This window comes from Ferrimonas marina (assembly GCF_900129905.1).
GTDB classification, from domain to species: Bacteria; Pseudomonadota; Gammaproteobacteria; order Enterobacterales; family Shewanellaceae; genus Ferrimonas; species Ferrimonas marina.
The window spans coordinates 25,126-43,425 of the sequence record NZ_FQXG01000013.1 but is presented as its reverse complement, the minus strand read 5'-3'; the positions used below and the strand labels follow the sequence as shown (position 1 = coordinate 43,425).

Here is an 18,300-nt window from a genome sequence, read left to right as displayed (position 1 = left end):
GCCATTTTTGTGCGCTCACATGCGAACAACATTCGTGTCAGTTTTATTACAGAAACACCTGATCTGAATCAAATTTCATCCCGCTTTTGGATTACAGCTCCCATCCCTCGTGACACACTCCGGGCGAAATCGCATAGGCGCCTCCCTGCCGATTTAACTTGCGGTTTACAAACGGATTTTTGATGTGCCCTTGTGAGCATCTGAAACGGGGCACGTTGTACTCAAAGAGGAAGACCTGGAATGAAAGCACGCCTGTCTGCCATCGCCGTAGCCACCCTGGTTGCCGGCATGACTGCCCCCGCCTTTGCCGAGACCCCGGTGTTTTACGGTGACTTCAACATGTCCCTGACCAACGCCGACAAGGGCCTGGTTACCAACCCCGGTATGAACGATGGCTTTGGCCTGGAAAACAACTTCACCAACATCGGTGTGAAGGGTACCCATGACATCGGTGCCGGCCTGAACGTGGTCTATAAGGCCGAGGTTGGGGTAAACGGGGAAGACCAGTCCAACGGCTCCAACCCGTTCAACAGCCGTAACACTTACTTCGGTCTGGGTGGCAACTTCGGTGAGGTGGTGTTTGGCCGCAACGACACCGTGTTCAAGTCCTCTGAAGGCAGCGTCGACGCCTTCGGTAACCTCAACGCCGACCTGGATCGTCTGTTTGTCGGTCAGGACCGCCTGGGCGATTCCATCACCTTCAAGTCTGCCTCCATCGCCGGCTTCAACATCAACGCCACCTACGTGCTGGAAGATGATTTCTATGGTGGCAGTGACGCCGCCGAGCTCAACGATGGCAACAACTACGCCATCGCCGCCAGCTTTGGCGACCGCGGCATGGGCAAGACCCCCTACTACGTGGCCGTATCCTACGCCGATGGCCTCAACGGCCTGGAAGCACTGCGTGTCGTGGGTACCTACAAGCTGGGCGACCTGAAGCTGGGCGCCATGTTCCAGGACTCCGAGAAGGGCGATCTGGACGGTACCGGCTACCTGGTGTCCGCTCAGTACCGCATCGGCGACTGGAACATCAAGGGCCAGTTCGGTTACGACGATTCCGGTCTGGGTAAGTTCGCCCAAGCCGCCTACGACGACCAGATGGGTGAAGGTGCGGAAGTGACCAACTACTCCATCGGTGCCGAGTACACCCTGACCAAGGCTGCCTACATCTACGGCCACTACACCTACCTGGACGCGTCCCACGACGTCGAAGGCGACGTGGACGACAACATGGTGACCGTCGGCCTGCGTTACCGCTTCTAAACACCCCAGAAGCGAGAACGGCAGCCCCCTGGGGCTGCCGTTTTTTTATGCCGTTTGCTTTGACGGTCGAGGCGCTAGCGGCGCACCAAGCGGTAACAGCACTCCTCGAGTCGCTCCACTCCTTTGGCCTGGAAGCGGCCGTTGTCCGCCAGCACATCCTGGCGAGACAGCAACTCCAGCTCGAAGTGGGGCGCCAGCAGCGCCTGTACCTCAGACTCCGGTACCGAGAACGGGGGTCCGGCCAACTGCGCCTGCGGGTACTCCAGGGTCACCAGCAGTCCCCGGGCACCGGCTGGCACCAGTGCCGCCAACTGGGTCACATAGCGCGCCCGCATCTGCTCCGGCAGAGCAATCAGTGCCGCCCGGTCATAGAAGGCATCACAACGCGGCAGGTGGTCAGGAGTCAGGGCAAAGAAATCCCCCTGCAGCACCTCAATGCCTGCGCCTGCAAAGCGATGCAGCGGCGGCTCGGGGGTGATCGTGGGAACCATGCCTTGCTCATCAAACAACTGCTCAACAGCACGGCGATCCAGCTCGGCACCTACCGGGCTGAAGCCCTGCCGAGCCAGCCAGGTGAGATCCAGGCTCTTGCCACAAAGGGGAACAAAGACAGTGCCGCCACTCAGGCCGAGTTCTGGCCAGTGGCGCTGGAGATAGGGATTAATGTGGTCCAAGTGGAAGCCGATCTGGTTCTGCTCCCACTTGGCGTGCCAGAAGCTGGCTTCCATGGTGCGACCTCATACTGTGCGAAAGATCACACAGGGTACGGATTTGATCGCACTCTGGCCAGCCTCAGCGAACAGAGATCAGCGGGCGACAGCCAATACCTTTCGTACCCGGTTCAGCCAGTTGCAGTTATCACAGGTGCAGGCACGACGGTTCAGGTGGGCCGCGGTCAGCTGGGCCTCCACATAGTCCATCGCCTTGGTCAGCTCGCGCTTGATGTCCTCGTCGGACTTATCCTCGATGGAAACCAGCTCGTCATTGTGGTTGAGCCATTTGCACTCCATGTCCTGGTGACAGTAGATGCAGCGCTCGTCCACCGGATTGTAAAATGCGGCATGGGGGCAGAATCGTACGTCCATGTTGTCCCGCATCTTGCGCCTGGGGTACGCCAGCAGTTCCGCCAGCTCCTCCCGGGATACCTCCCATTGGATTGTTGTCATAGCCGTCCCCTTTTAAAGGCCTAATCAACAGTTTTAGTCTGTCACAAATGCGCCAGTTCCCCATGATTGAGATCAACCGGGTGTGGATTGGATCACGTTCTTTTTCCCAAGCTGGGATCAGGTATGCTAGGGGACAGGCATTCAGGGAGATCGCCGTGACCAACCAGCCCGGGCTTCAGCACTTCTATATCGCGGAAGAGCAGTCTATTTACCTTTTAAAACAAGACGATGCTAATAAGCTTCGGCAATGGGTCGCACTCTGTCGCGAGCAGCTGCATCGGCTCGGCTATCGCCGCGTCCACTACGTGGGAAAAGGGATCTTCGGCTTTGTTTTTGCAGGCTTTTCTGACCAGCACGAGCAGGTGTTCAAGTTCAGCCGTCGAACCCTGCCGGGCCAGTTGCAGGCCCGCCTCGAGGAGGAGGCGGAGATCCTGGCGATGCTCGACCATCCCCACATCCCTGCCTTCAGCCATTTTGTCCGTGCCTCGGGTCAACCTATCCTGCAGATGGCCCGCGCACCGGGCCAGGACCTGTCGCAGCTGGCCCGTCAGCGAGGCCCCCTGCCGGTGGTAGACCTGGTGCCCATCGCCGCGCAGTTGGCGGAGCTGCTGCTCTACCTGCGCCAGCTGCCCCGCCCGGTGGTACACGGCGACATCAAGCCCTCCAACCTGATGTATGACCCGGAACGCCGCTTTCTCTCGCTGGTGGACTGGGGCTCGGCGGTGCTGGCCCAGCGCGATGCCCAGGGCGATGCCGTCAACAGCAGCCTGGGGCTCTACGAAGGGGACCAGGGCAGCAATGCCCGCATGGGCGACATCTATTTCATCGGCCAGGACCAACTGGACGGCACCCCCTCCTCGCCCCGCTTTGACGAGCAGGGCGCCGCCGCCACCCTCTATGCCCTGGCGTCAGGCCAGAGCAGCCGCTTTGGTCACCGGATCCGGCCAGCGCGCAGTTTGGGGCTGCCCCAACCTCTGGCGGAGATCCTCGATGCCATGCTCAGCGAGGATCCCACCCTGCGCCAACAGGGCGGAGACCATTTTCTCTCCACCCTGCCCGCCAGCCGGCACTGGCTGCTGTTGCCACCACCGGATAGCCCGGTGCGGCCGCTGCTGCCGGTCTGGCACCAGCCGGGGGATCGCCCGGTGGAAAGCGTCGCCTACAGCTCGCGCAAATCGTTCCTGCGGGATCATCAGCAAGCGCCGCTGGCCAAGGAGCGGGAAAAGGATCTGCAGATCGCCCACTACTACCGGGATTTTCTCAACGGCATGGGGGACAACGAGAAGGCGTTCGTGGTGGCGGTGAACCAGCTGGGCCACTACCCGCTGCTGGGGGGGCTGGCATTGCACTGGCGTGACGGTGGGGTGGAGATCGATTCCAGTTTGAACCTGCAGGATCCCAAGCTAAAGGCGCCCTTTGCCCAGGCGGTCAACAACCTGGTGATGCTGGCCCAGGCCCAGCAACCCAACCAGGACCAGGCGGTGTTCAAGGCCTGCTTCTTCAACGCCCGGGACACCCTGCACCTGGAGCGCAGTGGCCCGGAGGAGCGCTTTAGTCTGCCCGCCGATGCCCAGCTGCCGTTTGAGGTAAGCCCAGCGCCAGAGCTTGAGGACAAGAGCCGCCTGCACTCCTACTTCGAGGATGGCAAGGACCCCGATGAGCTGCTGACCCTGCCTCAAGGGATCCTCAACGAGCTGGGACGGCTCAACCTGATCCATCACACCGGCTGCATCATCTTCGAGGTGTTGCCGGACCATATGAAGATCCACTCCTACCTGCGGCTGCTCAACCCACGAAAGCAGGCGGAGTTTGCCGCTACCCTGGGGCGGATCCTGGCCCAGGTGGACCAGATCACCGATCTGGGAGTGTCCGGCTTTATGAAGCTGCCCTATAAGAACACCCGTCGGTTCGAGCACCAGGCCCAGCAGAACAGTCGCTTCTATCCCAAGGATCCCAAGCGTCAGGGCTGGAGCGAAACGGTCCAGCCCTGACGGAAGCCCATCACTAACCTAGATCGGCGAGCCCGGTGGAACGGGCAGCGGCTCGGCGATCATCCGCACCGCCGCATCCTCCAGTCCAGCCCGGATGGTGTTGGCCATCAGGCTCTGCTGCGCCCGTACCCGCTTGTCACCGCGGCGGGCCTGCCGCTCCAGCTGCTCGGCATCCTGACTCAACCGGGCATACAGCGCCGCACGCACCTCCGGTGCCACCTTGGGGTCGTGATAGCGCTGCAACAGGGTATCGATCCACACCGCCGCCACCCGGGCCTGCACCGCGCCGCGATAGCCTTCACTGCCCAGCGCCAGCAGGCTGTCGGCCAGCTCCGCCATCAGCGTTTCCGGCCCAGGCAGATCGGTCTCCAGCCAGGACTGTGCCTGCAAGCGATTGAGTCGAGCCGGGTCCAGCACGGCCTCCAGGGTTAAGCGGGCAGCCACCTCGGCCAGCCCCAGCGGATCCTGCACCGGCCCCAGGCGGCTGGCAAACAGCTCCCGGTTCGGCTCGCTGCCGTAGGCCAGCGGCACCCAGCTTTGCCGCAGAGGCTCCGGCAACATCAGTGCCTCCGGCGCCAGGCTGGCCTTCAATCCCTGCAACGCATCACGCTGCCACTCCGGGGTGACGAAGCTCTGCCCCGCCCCCTGGTAGTTGTAATCCACCCCGCCAAGCAAAGCCGAGGCGGCCTCCACCTGGTAGCGGTGCATCAGGTAAAGCGGGGTCAGCAGCTCGCCCAGGGCGCTGTTGGGCTCCCCGGGCAGCAGTGCCTGGGGGCCAAGCTGTGCCAGCGCCTGCTGACGGATCGCCATCACCTCATTGAGCTGGGCCACGGGATCAGTGCCGTTGTCCCACAGGTGTGCTAATGGGTGGGCGCTGTGGTAGCCACGGGCATCGGGATCAGACAGGAACAGCAGCCCGTCGTTGCGGGCCTGCTCCAGGCGCTGGGGCAGCTGCGACGCCTCACCGTAGCCATAGGCAATGGCGAAGCGATCCCAGTCACTCAATCCGGTGCCATAGGCCTGGCTCAGATCCAGCCGTTCGTCGATGCGCTCGATCCTGGGATGGGGGTAATCCATCACCGAGCGATCGCCGTTGGCGGAAGCGGCAAAGTTGTGGGCCAGACCCAGGGTATGGCCCACCTCGTGGGCGGAGAGTTGGCGCAGACGGGCCAGGGCGGCTTGCTCCGACATCGCCATGGCACCGAGCCGATCAGCCCAGCCCGCGGTAAGGCCGCGGAAGATCTTATGATCCTGGCGTACCCGTAACGAGCCCAGGGTGACGTGGCCCTTGAGGATCTCGCCACTGCGGGGATCGATCAGGCTGTCACCGTAAGACCAGCCGCGAGTAGAGCGGTGTACCCACTGGATCATGTTGTATCGGATATCCTGGGGATCCGCCTCAGGCGGCAACAGCTCCACCCGGTAGGCATCGATAAAGCCGGCGGCCTCAAACGCCTCGGCCCACCAGCGTGCGCCATCCAGCAGCGCCGAGCGCACCGGCTCCGGCGTGGCCGGATCCAGGTAGTAGACAATGGGCTCCTTCACCTTGGAGGGCGCCTCCCCCGGCACCAGCTTCTCCAAGCGGTGGCGGGGCAGCAAGCGCACCGTCATCGGCACATCCAAAGGCTGAGCGTAATCGGCGTAGCTGTAGCTGAAGTAGCCCACCTCCGGATGGAACAGGCGCGGGGTCATCGGCTCTTCCGGCAGGGCGACAAAGGAGTAGCGCACCCGCAGGCTGACCAAGGAAGGGTCCGCCGCTACCGCCTGCACCTGTGGGCCAGGCTCGGCGCTGCGAAAGGTCAGCTGCACCTCGGCATCACTGTTACGGGGAAAGGCCTTGATGGCGTCACTGAGCACCAGCGAGCGCTCGGTATCGAGCTGATAGCTACCCTGCTCGCTTTGCTGCAGCCTTGCTGCGATGCCATGCCAGTCCTGCAGCAGCAATGGGGTTAAGTCCAGCTGATCCTGCTGCAGTGTGCCGACCCAAAGTACCGATTCGGCGAAGGCCTGGACCACCGACTGCCGCTCTGCCGGGTTATCGCTAACGGCACGAAAACGGGGGTTGAGCTGGCGCAGCAGCACCCGTTCGCCATGGCGTTCAAACTGAACCAGCCGACGACTGCCCAATTGACCCCGGTCCAGTCCAACGTCGTTGGAGCCCAGGCCATAGGGCAGGCTGGTGACCATCAGCATCGGCGTGTCCAGTGGCGGCAGCGCAGCACTGACCCGACCGTCCGGGGATTGCTGCAGTTCGATCCAGCGGGCATCCGCCGCCAATCCCCCGCCGGAAACGGCCCACAACAGGCCCGCCAATAGCCCAAGGGAGATCCGTGACAACATTATAAATATCCTTATTTATCAGTGTTGTCACAGGGTACTGCGGGGAGGTGTCGGGCTCAAGCCGGAGTGGTTTCCTGCCCTTCCGGTAAGCGCTTAAGACGCAGCAGATAGCAAGACACCGCCGTGGCGATCAGCAGCAGCCCCAGCTTCACCGCCAAAAATGGCGCCAGGTAGATGGCCAAACCGATGCCAAACCACTTGGCCAGCAGGCAGCGTCGCAGCTGGACCCGGGTCAGCCCCTTGCGCTGGATAAAGTTACACAGGTAGGGGCCCAATCGAGGATGGTTGAACAGCCAGGCTCGCAACCGCGGCGAGGAACGGCTGAAACACCAGGCCGCCAGCAACAAGAAGGGCACCGTGGGCAACATGGGCACAAAGATGCCAATACTCCCCAACGCGATGGCCAAACAGCCCAACATGATCAGCAACGGACGAAACGGCGCCGCCACCAAACCGGCACTATCACCCAACTTGCCTGCAACATTGCCACATTTGGCCGCGCATTCGCTGCAACTTACGCTCATGAATTCGATCTCCATCACGGACAGCCCGTTCAATTGCTGCGAGTCTAATTAATAATTATTCTCACTACCATTGGTGTTACTCCAAAATGTCGCCTGTATCACTGACCGAGCAAATGACCGGTCGCCATAGCCCTGAGCCGATGCACTCCGCGTTCACCCGCAAGGAAACCGCCCACATCCAGGTGATGGGCGCGCCGGTGGCCAGTGAGGATCAGGCCGCCCTGTGGCAGCAGCTGTGTCAACGGCCGGCCAAGCCCGGCCCGCGCTTGGCTTACGTTCATATCCCTTTTTGCCGCACCCGCTGCAGCTACTGCGCCTTTTTCCAGAACCGCTCCAGTGACGACAAGATTGCCGGTTACCTGCAGGCACTGCTGCGTGAGCTGGAGATGGCCAAGGGCCAGCCCGGCATCGTCGGCGCACCGTTCGATGGCATCTACGTCGGCGGCGGTACCCCCAGCGATCTCAGCCCGGCGCAGATCCTCACCCTGGGGGAGAAGCTCCGCTCGGTGCTGCCACTGAAGACCGACGCCGAGATCACCTTCGAAGCCCGCTTCCAGGGCTTCGATAACGACCGCTTCAGTGCCTGCCTCGACGCCGGCTTCAATCGGTTCTCCCTGGGCCTGCAAAGCTTCCAGACCGAACTGCGTCAGCGCCTCGGCCGCATCGACGATGGCGAGACCGTACGTCGCCGCCTGGAACACTTTACCCGTCAGGATCGGGCGGTGATCGTGGCGGATCTGATCTATGGCCTGCCGGGCCAGACCCCGGCGCACTGGCAATCGGACCTGGACACCCTGGTCGACACCGGCGTAGGCGGCGCCGATCTCTATCAGCTGATCCTGCTGCCCCAGAGCAAGCTGGGACGAGACGTCAACAAGGGGCTGGTTGCTCCGCCGCCGGGCACTGAAGAGAAAGCGGCGATGTTCAATGCCGGCATTGAGACCCTGAGCCGCCATCACTTTAATCGCCTGTCGGTCAGCCACTGGGGCCGTGACCGTCGCGAGCGCAACCGCTACAACCACCTGTCCAAGGCGGGCGCGGATCTGATCCCCTTCGGCTCCGGCGCCGGTGGCCGTATCGCCGGCCACGGCGTGATGACCGAACGCAAGCTGTGTCACTACCTGGATAAGATTGCCGCGGGCGAAAAGCCGCTGGTGATGATGACCCAACCCCATGCCGAACACCGCATGCGCTTTGCCCTGGGGGCGGGCTTCGATCTGGGCTACCTGGATCTGGACAGCCTGCGTCAGCACGGTGGCGAGGGCCTGGCAAGCCGGGCACAGCCCCTGTTCGACGCCTGGCAGAACAACGGCCTGGCCCAGCAAGATGGCCGATACCTCAACCTGACCGCCGCCGGTCAATTCTGGAACATCAACCTGCAACAGGCGATCACCGCCTTCCTGGACAAACAACTGGAACAGCAACAGAGCGAGCAAGCACGCACCATGACCGATCTGTACGAACAAATTAATGCCCTGGCCAAGAAGCAGCCCCTCTCCTCCCTGGCCCAAGTGGGGCGCCAACTGGGGCTGTCTGAGCTGGCCACCATTCAGGCCCTGCCTGACAGCGAGGCACGCATCGCCGACGGCCGACACTTTGACCGACTGATGGCAGCACTGACCGACTTTGGCCCCACCACCACGGTGATCGAGGTGGCGGGTCAGATCCTGGAGTACAAGGGTGGCTTTCCGGAGGGCAGCTATGGCCACGGCTTCTACAATCTCAAAGGGGAGCACCTGCGCGGCCACCTCAACCCCAAGGCGGTGGCCAAGATCGCCTTCGTTCAGCGCCCCTTTATGCGGATGGAGACCCGCTCGCTTTGGCTGTTTGACCAACAGGGCCAGTGCAGCTTCAAGATCTACCTGGGCCGTGATGACGAACGCCAGCTGCTGACCTGCCAGGTAGAGAAGTTCCATGCCCTGGAAGCGGAGTTCCTGGCCGCTGATCGCGCCGACAGCATCGACAATGCGGCCCGTCTTCCCAAAGATGGCAGCACCACCTTCGCCGCCAACGACGACGCCCTGAGCCCCTGCCCTGATGAGGTAGTGGACGCCGCCAAGGCGCAGCAGCAGGCACTGCCCAAGGTGTGTCCCATCAGTGGCGTGAAGGCCAGCGCGCTGGCAGCCGACGGGGTCGAAGCCAATGGCGACAGCAGAGTGCGACGCTGTCCGATGAAACGCCTGCTGCGGGTCGGCAGCTGACCGCAGAGACAAAAAAGGCACCCCGAAGGGTGCCTTTTTTGTCTGCGCTTAGGACTCCGGTGTCAGCCGTTTCATTCGCAACAGGTGGATGGTGACACAGACGCAGATCACCGCCAGGCCAATCTTCACCGCCAGCACCGGTGCCAGGAAGATGGCGATGGCCATCCCCAGCCACATGCTCAGCAGCGAGCTCCACAGCTGCCGCTTGGTCAGCCCTTTGCGCTGCAGGTAGTTGCGCAGGTAGGGCCCAAGCAGGCGGTTGTTGTAGAGCCAGATCTGCAACCGGGCCGAGCTGCGACTGAAGCAGAAGGTGGCCAGCAGCAGGAAGGGCACGGTGGGGATCAGCGGCACAAACACACCCACGGTGCCCGCCGCGACCGCCAGACAGCCCAGCGCCATCAGCAGGTAACGCAGCGGCCCGGTGGCCACCCCACCGGCCGCCATCTTCGGCGCGCTCACGAGGTCTGCTCCTCCGTTTCATTGAGGTAGCGCTTCACCGTGTCAAACAGCTGGGTCAGAACGATCGGCTTGGTGATGTGGTCGTTCATCCCCGCCGCCAGGCTCTTCTCCCGGTCGCCGGTCATGGCGTGGGCGGTCATAGCGATGATCGGCAGGGTATGGCCCGCCGCACGCAGGGTGCGGGTGGCGGTAAGGCCATCCATCACCGGCATCTGGATATCCATCAGCACCAGGTCGAAGCTGTCCGCTTCCACCCGCTTCACCGCCTCTTCGCCGTTGTCCACCACAGTGATGTCGTAGCCGGCGCTCTTGAGCAGCTCGGTGGCCACCTGCTGGTTGATCAGATTGTCCTCCACCAGCAGGATGCGGGCACCGCTGTCGTCGCCGGCGTCATCCTGGGGCTGCTCCCCCTCCAGTTCTGTCTCCTCACCGGCGAAGGCATTAACCACCTCGTCATAGAGGCTGGAGGCCTTGAACGGCTTCTGCAGCAGCGCGGCCACCTGGCCCCGCTTGACCTGCTCCTGCACCGCGGCGCCGGAGTAGGCGGTCATGATCAGGATCTCCGGACGACGCTCCAGCTTGCCCTGGTCCACCAGGCGGTCGATCTGCTCCACCACCTGCAGGCCATCCATCCCTGGCATCATCCAATCCAGCAGCACCAGGTCCGGCTGCAGCTTCTCCAGCCGCTTCACCGCGGCGGCACCGCTGTCGGCGGTCTCCACCCGGAAGCGGAAGTCGCGCAGGTAGGTGGCGTAGATCTGCAGCGCGCTGTGGTTGTCGTCCACCACCAGGGCGGTCAGCCCGTCGATGGCGGAGGGCATGATCGCCGGCGCCTGCTCCGGTACGGCCACCTTCTTGGCGTCGATGGTAAAGCTGAAGGTGGTGCCCTGACCCGGCTCACTCTCCACCTCGATGTTGCCGCCCATCATCGCCACCAGGTGCTTGGAGATGGACAGGCCCAGGCCGGTGCCACCGAACTGGCGGGTGGTGGAGCCATCGGCCTGGCTGAAGGCGTCAAACAGGCGCTTCTGCTGGGCCGGGGAGATGCCGATACCGGTGTCCCGTACCCAGAACTTGAGGGTGATGCGGCCGTCGGAGTCCTTGATGTCCTCACAACCCAGCTCCACCTCGCCCTCGTTGGTGAACTTCACCGCGTTGGACAGCAGGTTGACCAGCACCTGGCCCAGTCGCAGCGGATCCCCCACCAGGTGCAAGCCGGCACTGACCGGGGCGTACAGCAGCAACTCGACGTTCTTCTCCTGGGCCTTGATGGTGTTGATGGAGAGGGCATGCTCCAGCACCTTATCCAGGGCAAACTCGGTCTGCTCCAGCTCCAGCTTGCCCGCCTCGATCTTGGAGAAGTCGAGGATGTCGTTGATGATCCGTAGCAGCGACTCGGCACTGAGTCGGGCTTTGTCGAGGTAATCCTTCTGGCGGCCATCCAGGGCGGTGCGCAGGGTCAGCTGCAGCATCCCCAACACCGCGTTCATCGGCGTGCGGATCTCGTGGCTCATGTTGGCCAGGAATTCACTCTTGGTACGGTTAGCCAACTCCGCGTCCTGCTTGGCCTCCAGCAGCGCCACCTCGTTCTCTTTCTGCTGGGTGATGTCCTTGTGGGTCCCCAGCAGACGCAACGGCTCGCCCAGGTCGTCAAACTCCACCGCCCGGCCACGGGACAGGATCCAGTGGTACTCGCCGGCCTGACCGCGCAGACGGAACTCGACGCTGAAGGGCTGGTCCGGGAAATCCAGGTAGTTATCGATGTAGCGCTCCACCCGTTGACGGTCGTCCGGGTGCATCAGCTCGTAGTAGGTCTCGATCAGCAGCGGGAACTCGTCCGGCCGGTAGCCCAGCATGGTGTAGTAGGCCGGGTTACAGATCAGCTGGTTGGAATCCAGGTACCAGTCCCACAGGCCATCCTCTACCGCGTCCATCGCAAGGTGGTATCGCTCCTCGGAACGCTTGATCTGCTCCTGCTGCTGAGACTCACGGGTGATGTCACGCCACGCCGCAATGAGGCCCAGCAGTTCGCCCCGGCGGTTGTAGAACGGTAGGCGCAGGGAGTCGAGCAGCAGCGATTTGCCCTCCACTTCGACCCGCTCCTGGTAGCGATCCGCCTTGCGCTCGGCAATGATGGCGGCGTCTTCTTTGGCTATCCGCACAGCCCGCGGGCTGGGATCGATCTCGGTCGCGGCGCAACCGATGATCTCGGACTCGGAGTGGCCCAACAGTCGCTCCGCTGCTTTGTTGCAGCCCAGGTAGCGGCCGGAGGTGTCCTTGAACACGATCGCCTCGGGGATGGCGTCGATCAGCGAGCGCATCAGCGAGAAGTCCCGCTCCCGGCGCTCGTTAGCCAGGCGCAGGCGTTCGGTGCGCTTGGCCACCAGCTTGTCCAGTCGGCGATTCTGCTCCGCCAGGTGCAGGGTGTACTGCTGGTTCTCCTCGAAGGTGCGGGAGATCAGCTCAAACCAGGGCTCCCAGCCGGGCTGGATATGCTTGGGCGGCGATTGCGGGTGTTGCGCACTGAGCTCCAGGTGGTGCAGCAGTCGCGCCGCCGGGCTGACGAAGGCGCGGCGGGTCAGGTAGTGCACCGCGGTGACCAGCACCGACAGCGCCAGGATCACCATCAGGAAGGTGATCTCCAGCTTGTCCCAGACGTCGTCCACCAGCTCTGCTTCCGGCTGCAGGTAGAGCAGACGCCAGGGGGCGTTCTCCAGCACCACCGAGCGGACATAGTGGTCGTTCACCACGGCGCCATTGGTGGAGCGCAGCAGTTCATCCAGCGGCACGTTGTGCAGTGAGGCAGGGATCTTCTGGCTCAGCTGGTAGGTGCGCGGCAGCGTTTCCAGGTGCATGTCCGGGTAGGTGAGGATGTTGTTCTCACCATCCAGCAGCAGCACGGTACCCGGCAGCTCAAAGTAGCGCTCGATCTGCTGCGACAGCATCGCCAGTTCCAGATCGAGGAACACCGAGGCGATGAACTCGTCATTGAGGTAGACCGGCAGCCCCAGGGTGGTGATCAGATCGCCTTGCGCGTTGCGTCGTACCTCGGTCCAGAACAGCTCCCGCTTGGGGTTGTTCTCCGGCCGGGCGTGCTTGAACAGGGGCGAGTTAAGGATGCGACGGTTGAAGTTGTCGTCGCTGTCGGGCCAGGGGAACACCGACATCATCCGCTGCTCGGAAATGTAGTAGATCTGCGAGGCCTTGGGCGCCATGCGGCTGGCCACCGGGAAGGAGAGGGACATCTGGTAGAGCATGTCCAGCTCGCGGTAGAAGCTGTCCTGCCGCTCGGTGAGGCCACCGTAGCCGCTGATCCGGCCCATCCCCTCGAAGGTCAAGCCGCTGTCTTTGTAGGTGGGTTCGAGGGCAAAGTACTTGCCGGTCTCATCGAAGCTGCCGATGTCCGGGAAGCGATCCACCCGGGCCAACTCGCCCATGGTGATGTGCGTGGCGGCAAAGTCCCGCAACGACTCCAGTGCGCGGATACTGGCGTCCAGCAGCATCTCGATCTGGTGGCTGTGGCGGGTGATCTCGTCGAACTTGTCTTCGAGCAGCTTCTCCTTCTGGTTGTCGTACACCAGCCAGGCCACCAGCAGGGAGAGCAGCAACACCCCCATATAGGTGTAAAACACGGCTTTGTTATAGCGACGCAGGATCGGCAACTTCACGAAATGAAACCCTAACCAAGATGAACACGGGAAATGCCCGGCAGTTTACCAGATGCGGACGACAGGCGGAAAAACGGCGCCGCGAAGCGCGACGCCGGTCAATTTCCCACCAGTTTTACAGGTTCTCTTCTGCGAAGGAGGCCAGACGCGAGCGCACCACCCCGTTGAGGTAGACGTTGGCACTGCCATCGAACATCTTGAACCGCTCCACCAGGTAGGTCAGGCCGGAGGTGACCGCGGTGAGGTAGTTGGAGTCGATCTGCGCCAGGTTGCCGGAACAGACCAGCTTACTGCCCTCACCCATCCGGGTCAGGATGGTCTTAACCTGGCTGGGGGTCAGGTTCTGACACTCATCCAGCAGCACAAAGCTGTTCTGGATGGAGCGGCCGCGCATGAAGTTGACCGACTTAAACTGGATGTTGGCCTTGTCCATGATGTACTGCAGGCTGGAGCTGGGGCTCTCATCATGCTTGTGCAGCACCTCCAGGGTGTCGGTCACCGCCGCCAGCCAGGGCATCATCTTCTCCTCCTCGGTGCCGGGCAGGAAACCGATGGACTCGGCGATCTCCGGGGTATTACGAGTGACGATCACCCGGTCGTAGCGGCGCTGCTCCACCACCTGCTCCAGCGCGGCGGCCAGCGCCAGCAAGGTCTTACCGGAGCCGGCGGGGCCGGTCAGGATCACCAGGTCGATGTTGGGGTCCATCAGCGCCTGCATCGCCATCCCCTGGTAGATGTTCTTGGGCGAGATCCCCCAGGCGTGGTAACCCATCAGCCGGTCACGACCCAGGTCCTTGAGGGTCACAGTATGCTCATCCACCGCCTTAACCTGGGCACAGAAATCCTCACCCTCATCAATCAGGTACTGGTTCAGGTAGAGCGGCTCTTCCCCCAACTGCTGCCGGGCCAGGGTGTGTTCGGTGAAGCGGCCATGCTGATGGCTCTCCACCTCCCCCACTCTCAGCCACAGCTCGCCGTCGAGCTGGGCGAAGCCCTTGGCCAGGTAGCGGACGTCGTCCACCAGTTGGTCGCTGCGATAATCTTCCACGTGGCGCAGGCCGGCCCCTTTGGCCTTGATGCGCATGTTGATGTCTTTGGTCACCAGGACCACTTCGGTGTCGGGGCGGGTCTCTTGCAGGTAGAGCGCGGAGTTAATGATGTCGTTGTCGTTATTGTTGCCCGGCAGCGGCACGCGCTGTTCGAACTCGACCTCGTGGTCTGGGAAGATGGCCAGGGACCCGGCCGGGGATTCCGACTCAACGCCGGTCAGTTGCACGCCGGCAAGCAGCTGCTCTGGGGAGGCATCGCCGACGGCGTCCTCCAGGGCTCGAATGGCAATCCGGGCGTCCCGCGAGACATCCTTCTTGCGGTCTTTGATCTGGTCCAACTCCTCCAGCACGGTCATGGGGACCACCACGTCGTGCTCGTCAAACGAATAGATGGCGAGGGGTTCATGCAACAACACATTGGTATCGAGCACGAACAGTTTTTTCTCCGCCTGGACCATGGCACCTCCGCTATGCTTCTAGACTTATCGTCGCTCTGTCGGGAGTCACCTCCCGAGACGTTGCTTAACGGGGCTTCGCTGTCGCCGGCAAGGGCGACCAACGCGCCCCTCGCAACCCTAACATGACAGATTGGACAGGCTTTGACCAGCCAAAAACAGGCAGGTGTTCAACAGGATAACTTGGTGTAAGATACGCGCCTTTTTTCCGCCACCCCGCTTCATTCAGGAGTCGCGTTTTCTATGTCATTTGCTTTGGGTCAACGCTGGATCAGCGATACCGAATCTGATCTCGGCCTGGGTACTGTGGTCGCCCTCGAGGGCCGTATGGTGACCGTTCTGTTCCCCGCCACCGGCGACAACCGCCTGTTCGCCATCCAGGACGCCCCCCTCACCCGCGTGGTGTTCAACCAGGGTGATGAGATCACCAGTGCCGAAGGCTGGAAGCTGACCGTTACCGATCTGGAGGAGAGTGGCGGGCTGATCACCTACCTGGGTACCCACAGCGAGACTGGCGAAGAGGCCCAACTGCGGGAAACCCTTCTGGATCACCAGATCCGCTTCAACAAGCCGCAAGACCGCCTGTTCGCAGGCCAGATCGACCGGATGGAGTACTTCGTTACCCGCTACCTTTGCCAGCAACAGCGCCACGGCATGCAGCAGGACGCCCTGCGTGCGCTGCAGGGGCCTCGCGCCGGCCTGATCCCGCACCAGCTCTACATCGCCAACGAGGTGGGCACCCGGCACGCACCGCGGGTGCTGCTGGCAGACGAGGTGGGCCTGGGTAAGACCATCGAGGCCGGTCACATCCTGCACCAACAGCTGCTCTCCGGCCGCGCCGAGCGGGTGCTGATCCTGGTGCCGGAAACCTTGCAGCACCAGTGGCTGGTGGAGATGCTGCGCCGCTTCAACCTGCGTTTTGCCCTGTTTGATGAGGAGCGTTGTGTCGAGGCGTTCGCCGACAGCGACAACCCGTTCGATACCGAACAGCTGGTGATCTGCTCACTGGACCTGCTGCGCAAGAAGAAGCGGTTCGAGCAGGCCCTGGAGGCCAGCTGGGATCTGCTGGTGGTGGACGAGGCCCACCACCTGGAGTGGAGCGAAACCCGCCCCTCCCGCGCCTACCAGGTGGTGGAATCCCTGGCCGAAGAGGTGCCCGGCGTGCTGCTGCTCACCGCCACCCCGGATCAGCTCGGCCACCAGAGCCACTTCGCCCGACTGCGCCTGCTCGACCCCGATCGCTTCTACGACTATGAGGCCTTCCTGCAGGAGGAGAGCGAGTACCAGCAGGTGGCCCAGGCGGCGGAATCGCTGCTGGAGCAGCGCCCGCTGAACGACGCAGAGATCGCAGCCCTGACCCAGCTGCTGCAGGAGCAGGACATCCGCAGCGCCCTGACCGCGATCCAGGCCGGCGATGACCAGGCCCGTCACACCCTGCTCAAGCAGCTGCTGGACCGCCACGGCACCGGCCGGGTGCTGTTCCGCAACACCCGTGGCGGCGTCAGCGGCTTTACCGCCCGTAAGCTCAACCGCCACCCGGTGGCCCTGCCGACCCAGTACGCCACCGCCATCAAGGTCAACAACATGCTGGGCAGCGGCACCGTGCCCGCCGAGCAGAAGGTGATCAACAACCTCTACCCGGAGAAGCTGTACCAGCAGTTCGAGGGCGGCAGCGGCAGCAGCTGGTGGCAGTTCGATCCCCGGGTCAACTGGCTGATGGAGTTCCTCAAGCAGAACCGCAGCAAGAAGGTGCTGGTGATCGCCTCCCAGGCCGCCACCGCGCTGCAGCTGGAAGAGGCGCTGCGCACCCGGGAAGGGATCGCCGCCAGCGTGTTCCACGAGGGGATGTCGATCCTGGAGCGGGACAAGGCCGCCGCCTATTTCGCCCAGATGGAGGGCGGTGCCCAGGTGTTGATCTGTTCCGAGATCGGCTCCGAAGGCCGCAACTTCCAGTTCGCCCAAGACCTGGTGATGTTCGATCTGCCGCAAAACCCGGATCTGCTGGAGCAGCGCATCGGCCGTCTCGACCGCATCGGCCAGACCAAGGATGTGCAGATCCACGTGCCCTTCATCGAAGACAGCGCCCAGCAGCAGCTGCTGGAGTGGTTCGATTGTGGTATGGATGCCTTCGAGCACAACTGCCCCGGCGGCCATCTGCTCCATGCCGAGTTTGGCGAGCCCCTGCTGGAGGTGCTGGCCGGCAACAGCGACCAGCTGGACAGCCTGATCGCCCAGACCGCCGAGCGTGCTGCCGAGCACAAGGCGGCGATGGAGGCGGGCCGCGATCGACTGCTGGAGATCACCTCCAACGGCGGTGCCGATGCCCAGGCTCTGGTGGCGGCGATCGAAGATGCCGACAACAATACCGACTTCATCAGCTTTATGCTGAAGATCTGGGACGTTATCGGTGTGAACCAGGACGATCGCGGCGAGAACGCCGTGGTGCTGACCCCCACCGAGCACATGCTATTCCCCAGCTACCCGGGTCTGCCGGACGACGGCGTCTCCATCACCTTCGACCGGGACACCGCCCTGAGCCGGGACGATTTCCAGTTTGTTACTCCGGCCCACCCGCTGGTGGCGGCGGGCATCGATCTGCTCACCACCAGTGAGACTGGCTGCACCGCGGTGTCGCTGCTGAAGAACAAGGCGCTGCCGGCGGGCACCCTGTTCCTGGAGATGATCTACCTGGCCGAAGCGATCGCCCCGGCGGAGGCCCAACTGGGCCGCTTCCTGCCGCCCACCCCGATCCGTCTGCTAATGGACAAGTCCGGCAAGGATTTGGGCAGCAACATCGACTTCGACAGCTTCAACCGTCAGCTCACCCCCATCAATCGCCACACCGGCTCCAAGCTGGTGTCCGCCTCCCAGGCGGTGCTGCACCCGCTGATCGCCGCTGCCGAGACGCAGGTGCAAACCAAGCTGGCGGCCCTGGTGGCAAAGGCGGAACAGAAGATGACCGACGAACTGGGCGGTGAGCTGGATCGCCTCAAGGCGTTGAAAGCAGTGAACCCCAACATCCGTGACAGCGAGCTGGACGCCATCAGCGAACAGATGAACCTGGTGCGGGCCCACCTGGGGCGCGCCCAGATCCAGTTGGACGCCATCCGCCTGATCGTGGTGACCCCGGAATAACCCGGCATAAAGCACAACGCCCCGCAGTAGCGGGGCGTTTTTTTTGGCC

Annotated in this window: 11 protein-coding genes; 4 read left to right on the top strand and 7 right to left on the bottom strand. The window is 62.9% G+C overall.

All coding sequences use genetic code 11. The features are described 5' to 3' along the window. Positions 1-240: 240 nt before the first annotated feature. Positions 241-1,263: a porin gene (locus BUC04_RS22465; RefSeq protein WP_067665370.1), complete on the top strand. Its 1,023-nt coding sequence runs from the start codon at positions 241-243 to the stop codon at positions 1,261-1,263. Between the two features lie 74 nt (positions 1,264-1,337). Here BUC04_RS22465 and BUC04_RS22460 read toward each other — a convergent pair whose 3' ends face one another. Beyond that, positions 1,338-1,991 carry a thiopurine S-methyltransferase gene (locus BUC04_RS22460; protein WP_067665367.1) on the bottom strand — a complete coding sequence of 218 codons (654 nt, stop codon included), beginning with the start codon at positions 1,989-1,991 and terminating at the stop codon, positions 1,338-1,340. 78 nt (positions 1,992-2,069) lie between these two features. Then, on the bottom strand, positions 2,070-2,429 hold the full coding sequence (locus tag BUC04_RS22455; protein WP_067665364.1) for a hypothetical protein: 360 nt from the start codon (positions 2,427-2,429) through the stop codon (positions 2,070-2,072). 155 nt (positions 2,430-2,584) lie between these two features. Between BUC04_RS22455 and BUC04_RS22450 the strand changes: the two genes are divergently transcribed. Continuing rightward, positions 2,585-4,420 carry a protein kinase domain-containing protein gene (locus BUC04_RS22450; protein ID WP_067665361.1) on the top strand — a complete coding sequence of 612 codons (1,836 nt, stop codon included), beginning with the start codon at positions 2,585-2,587 and terminating at the stop codon, positions 4,418-4,420. Between the two features lie 18 nt (positions 4,421-4,438). On the opposite strand, the gene BUC04_RS22445 is transcribed toward BUC04_RS22450, so the two are convergent. Continuing rightward, positions 4,439-6,760, bottom strand: a complete 2,322-nt coding sequence (locus BUC04_RS22445) for a zinc-dependent metalloprotease (RefSeq protein ID WP_067665358.1) — start codon at positions 6,758-6,760, stop codon at positions 4,439-4,441. 56 nt (positions 6,761-6,816) lie between these two features. Next, entirely contained in the window at positions 6,817-7,284 is a 468-nt protein-coding gene (locus BUC04_RS22440; RefSeq protein ID WP_234977481.1) for a YbaN family protein, read from the bottom strand. Between the two features lie 86 nt (positions 7,285-7,370). On the opposite strand from BUC04_RS22440, the gene hutW reads away from it, so the two are divergent. After that, positions 7,371-9,485 carry a heme anaerobic degradation radical SAM methyltransferase ChuW/HutW gene (hutW, locus tag BUC04_RS22435; RefSeq protein ID WP_073326162.1) on the top strand — a complete coding sequence of 705 codons (2,115 nt, stop codon included), beginning with the start codon at positions 7,371-7,373 and terminating at the stop codon, positions 9,483-9,485. A 48-nt stretch (positions 9,486-9,533) separates the two neighbouring features. Here the strand turns inward: hutW and BUC04_RS22430 are convergent, their stop codons facing one another. From BUC04_RS22430 to BUC04_RS22420, 3 genes are all read right to left on the bottom strand, one after another. After that, the gene (locus BUC04_RS22430) at positions 9,534-9,944 is read right to left on the bottom strand and encodes a YbaN family protein (protein ID WP_234977479.1); all 411 of its coding nucleotides are present in this window, start codon (positions 9,942-9,944) and stop codon (positions 9,534-9,536) included. Next, on the bottom strand, positions 9,941-13,561 hold the full coding sequence (locus BUC04_RS22425; protein WP_082766809.1) for a response regulator: 3,621 nt from the start codon (positions 13,559-13,561) through the stop codon (positions 9,941-9,943). The genes BUC04_RS22430 and BUC04_RS22425 overlap by 4 nt, the downstream gene beginning before the upstream one ends. Positions 13,562-13,727: 166 nt before the next feature. After that, positions 13,728-15,119, bottom strand: a complete 1,392-nt coding sequence (locus tag BUC04_RS22420) for a PhoH family protein (RefSeq protein WP_067665347.1) — start codon at positions 15,117-15,119, stop codon at positions 13,728-13,730. A 240-nt stretch (positions 15,120-15,359) separates the two neighbouring features. Here BUC04_RS22420 and rapA point away from each other — a divergent pair, with 240 nt between their 5' ends. Next, the gene (rapA, locus tag BUC04_RS22415) at positions 15,360-18,251 is read left to right on the top strand and encodes an RNA polymerase-associated protein RapA (RefSeq protein WP_067665344.1); all 2,892 of its coding nucleotides are present in this window, start codon (positions 15,360-15,362) and stop codon (positions 18,249-18,251) included. The last annotated feature ends 49 nt before the right edge of the window (positions 18,252-18,300 follow it).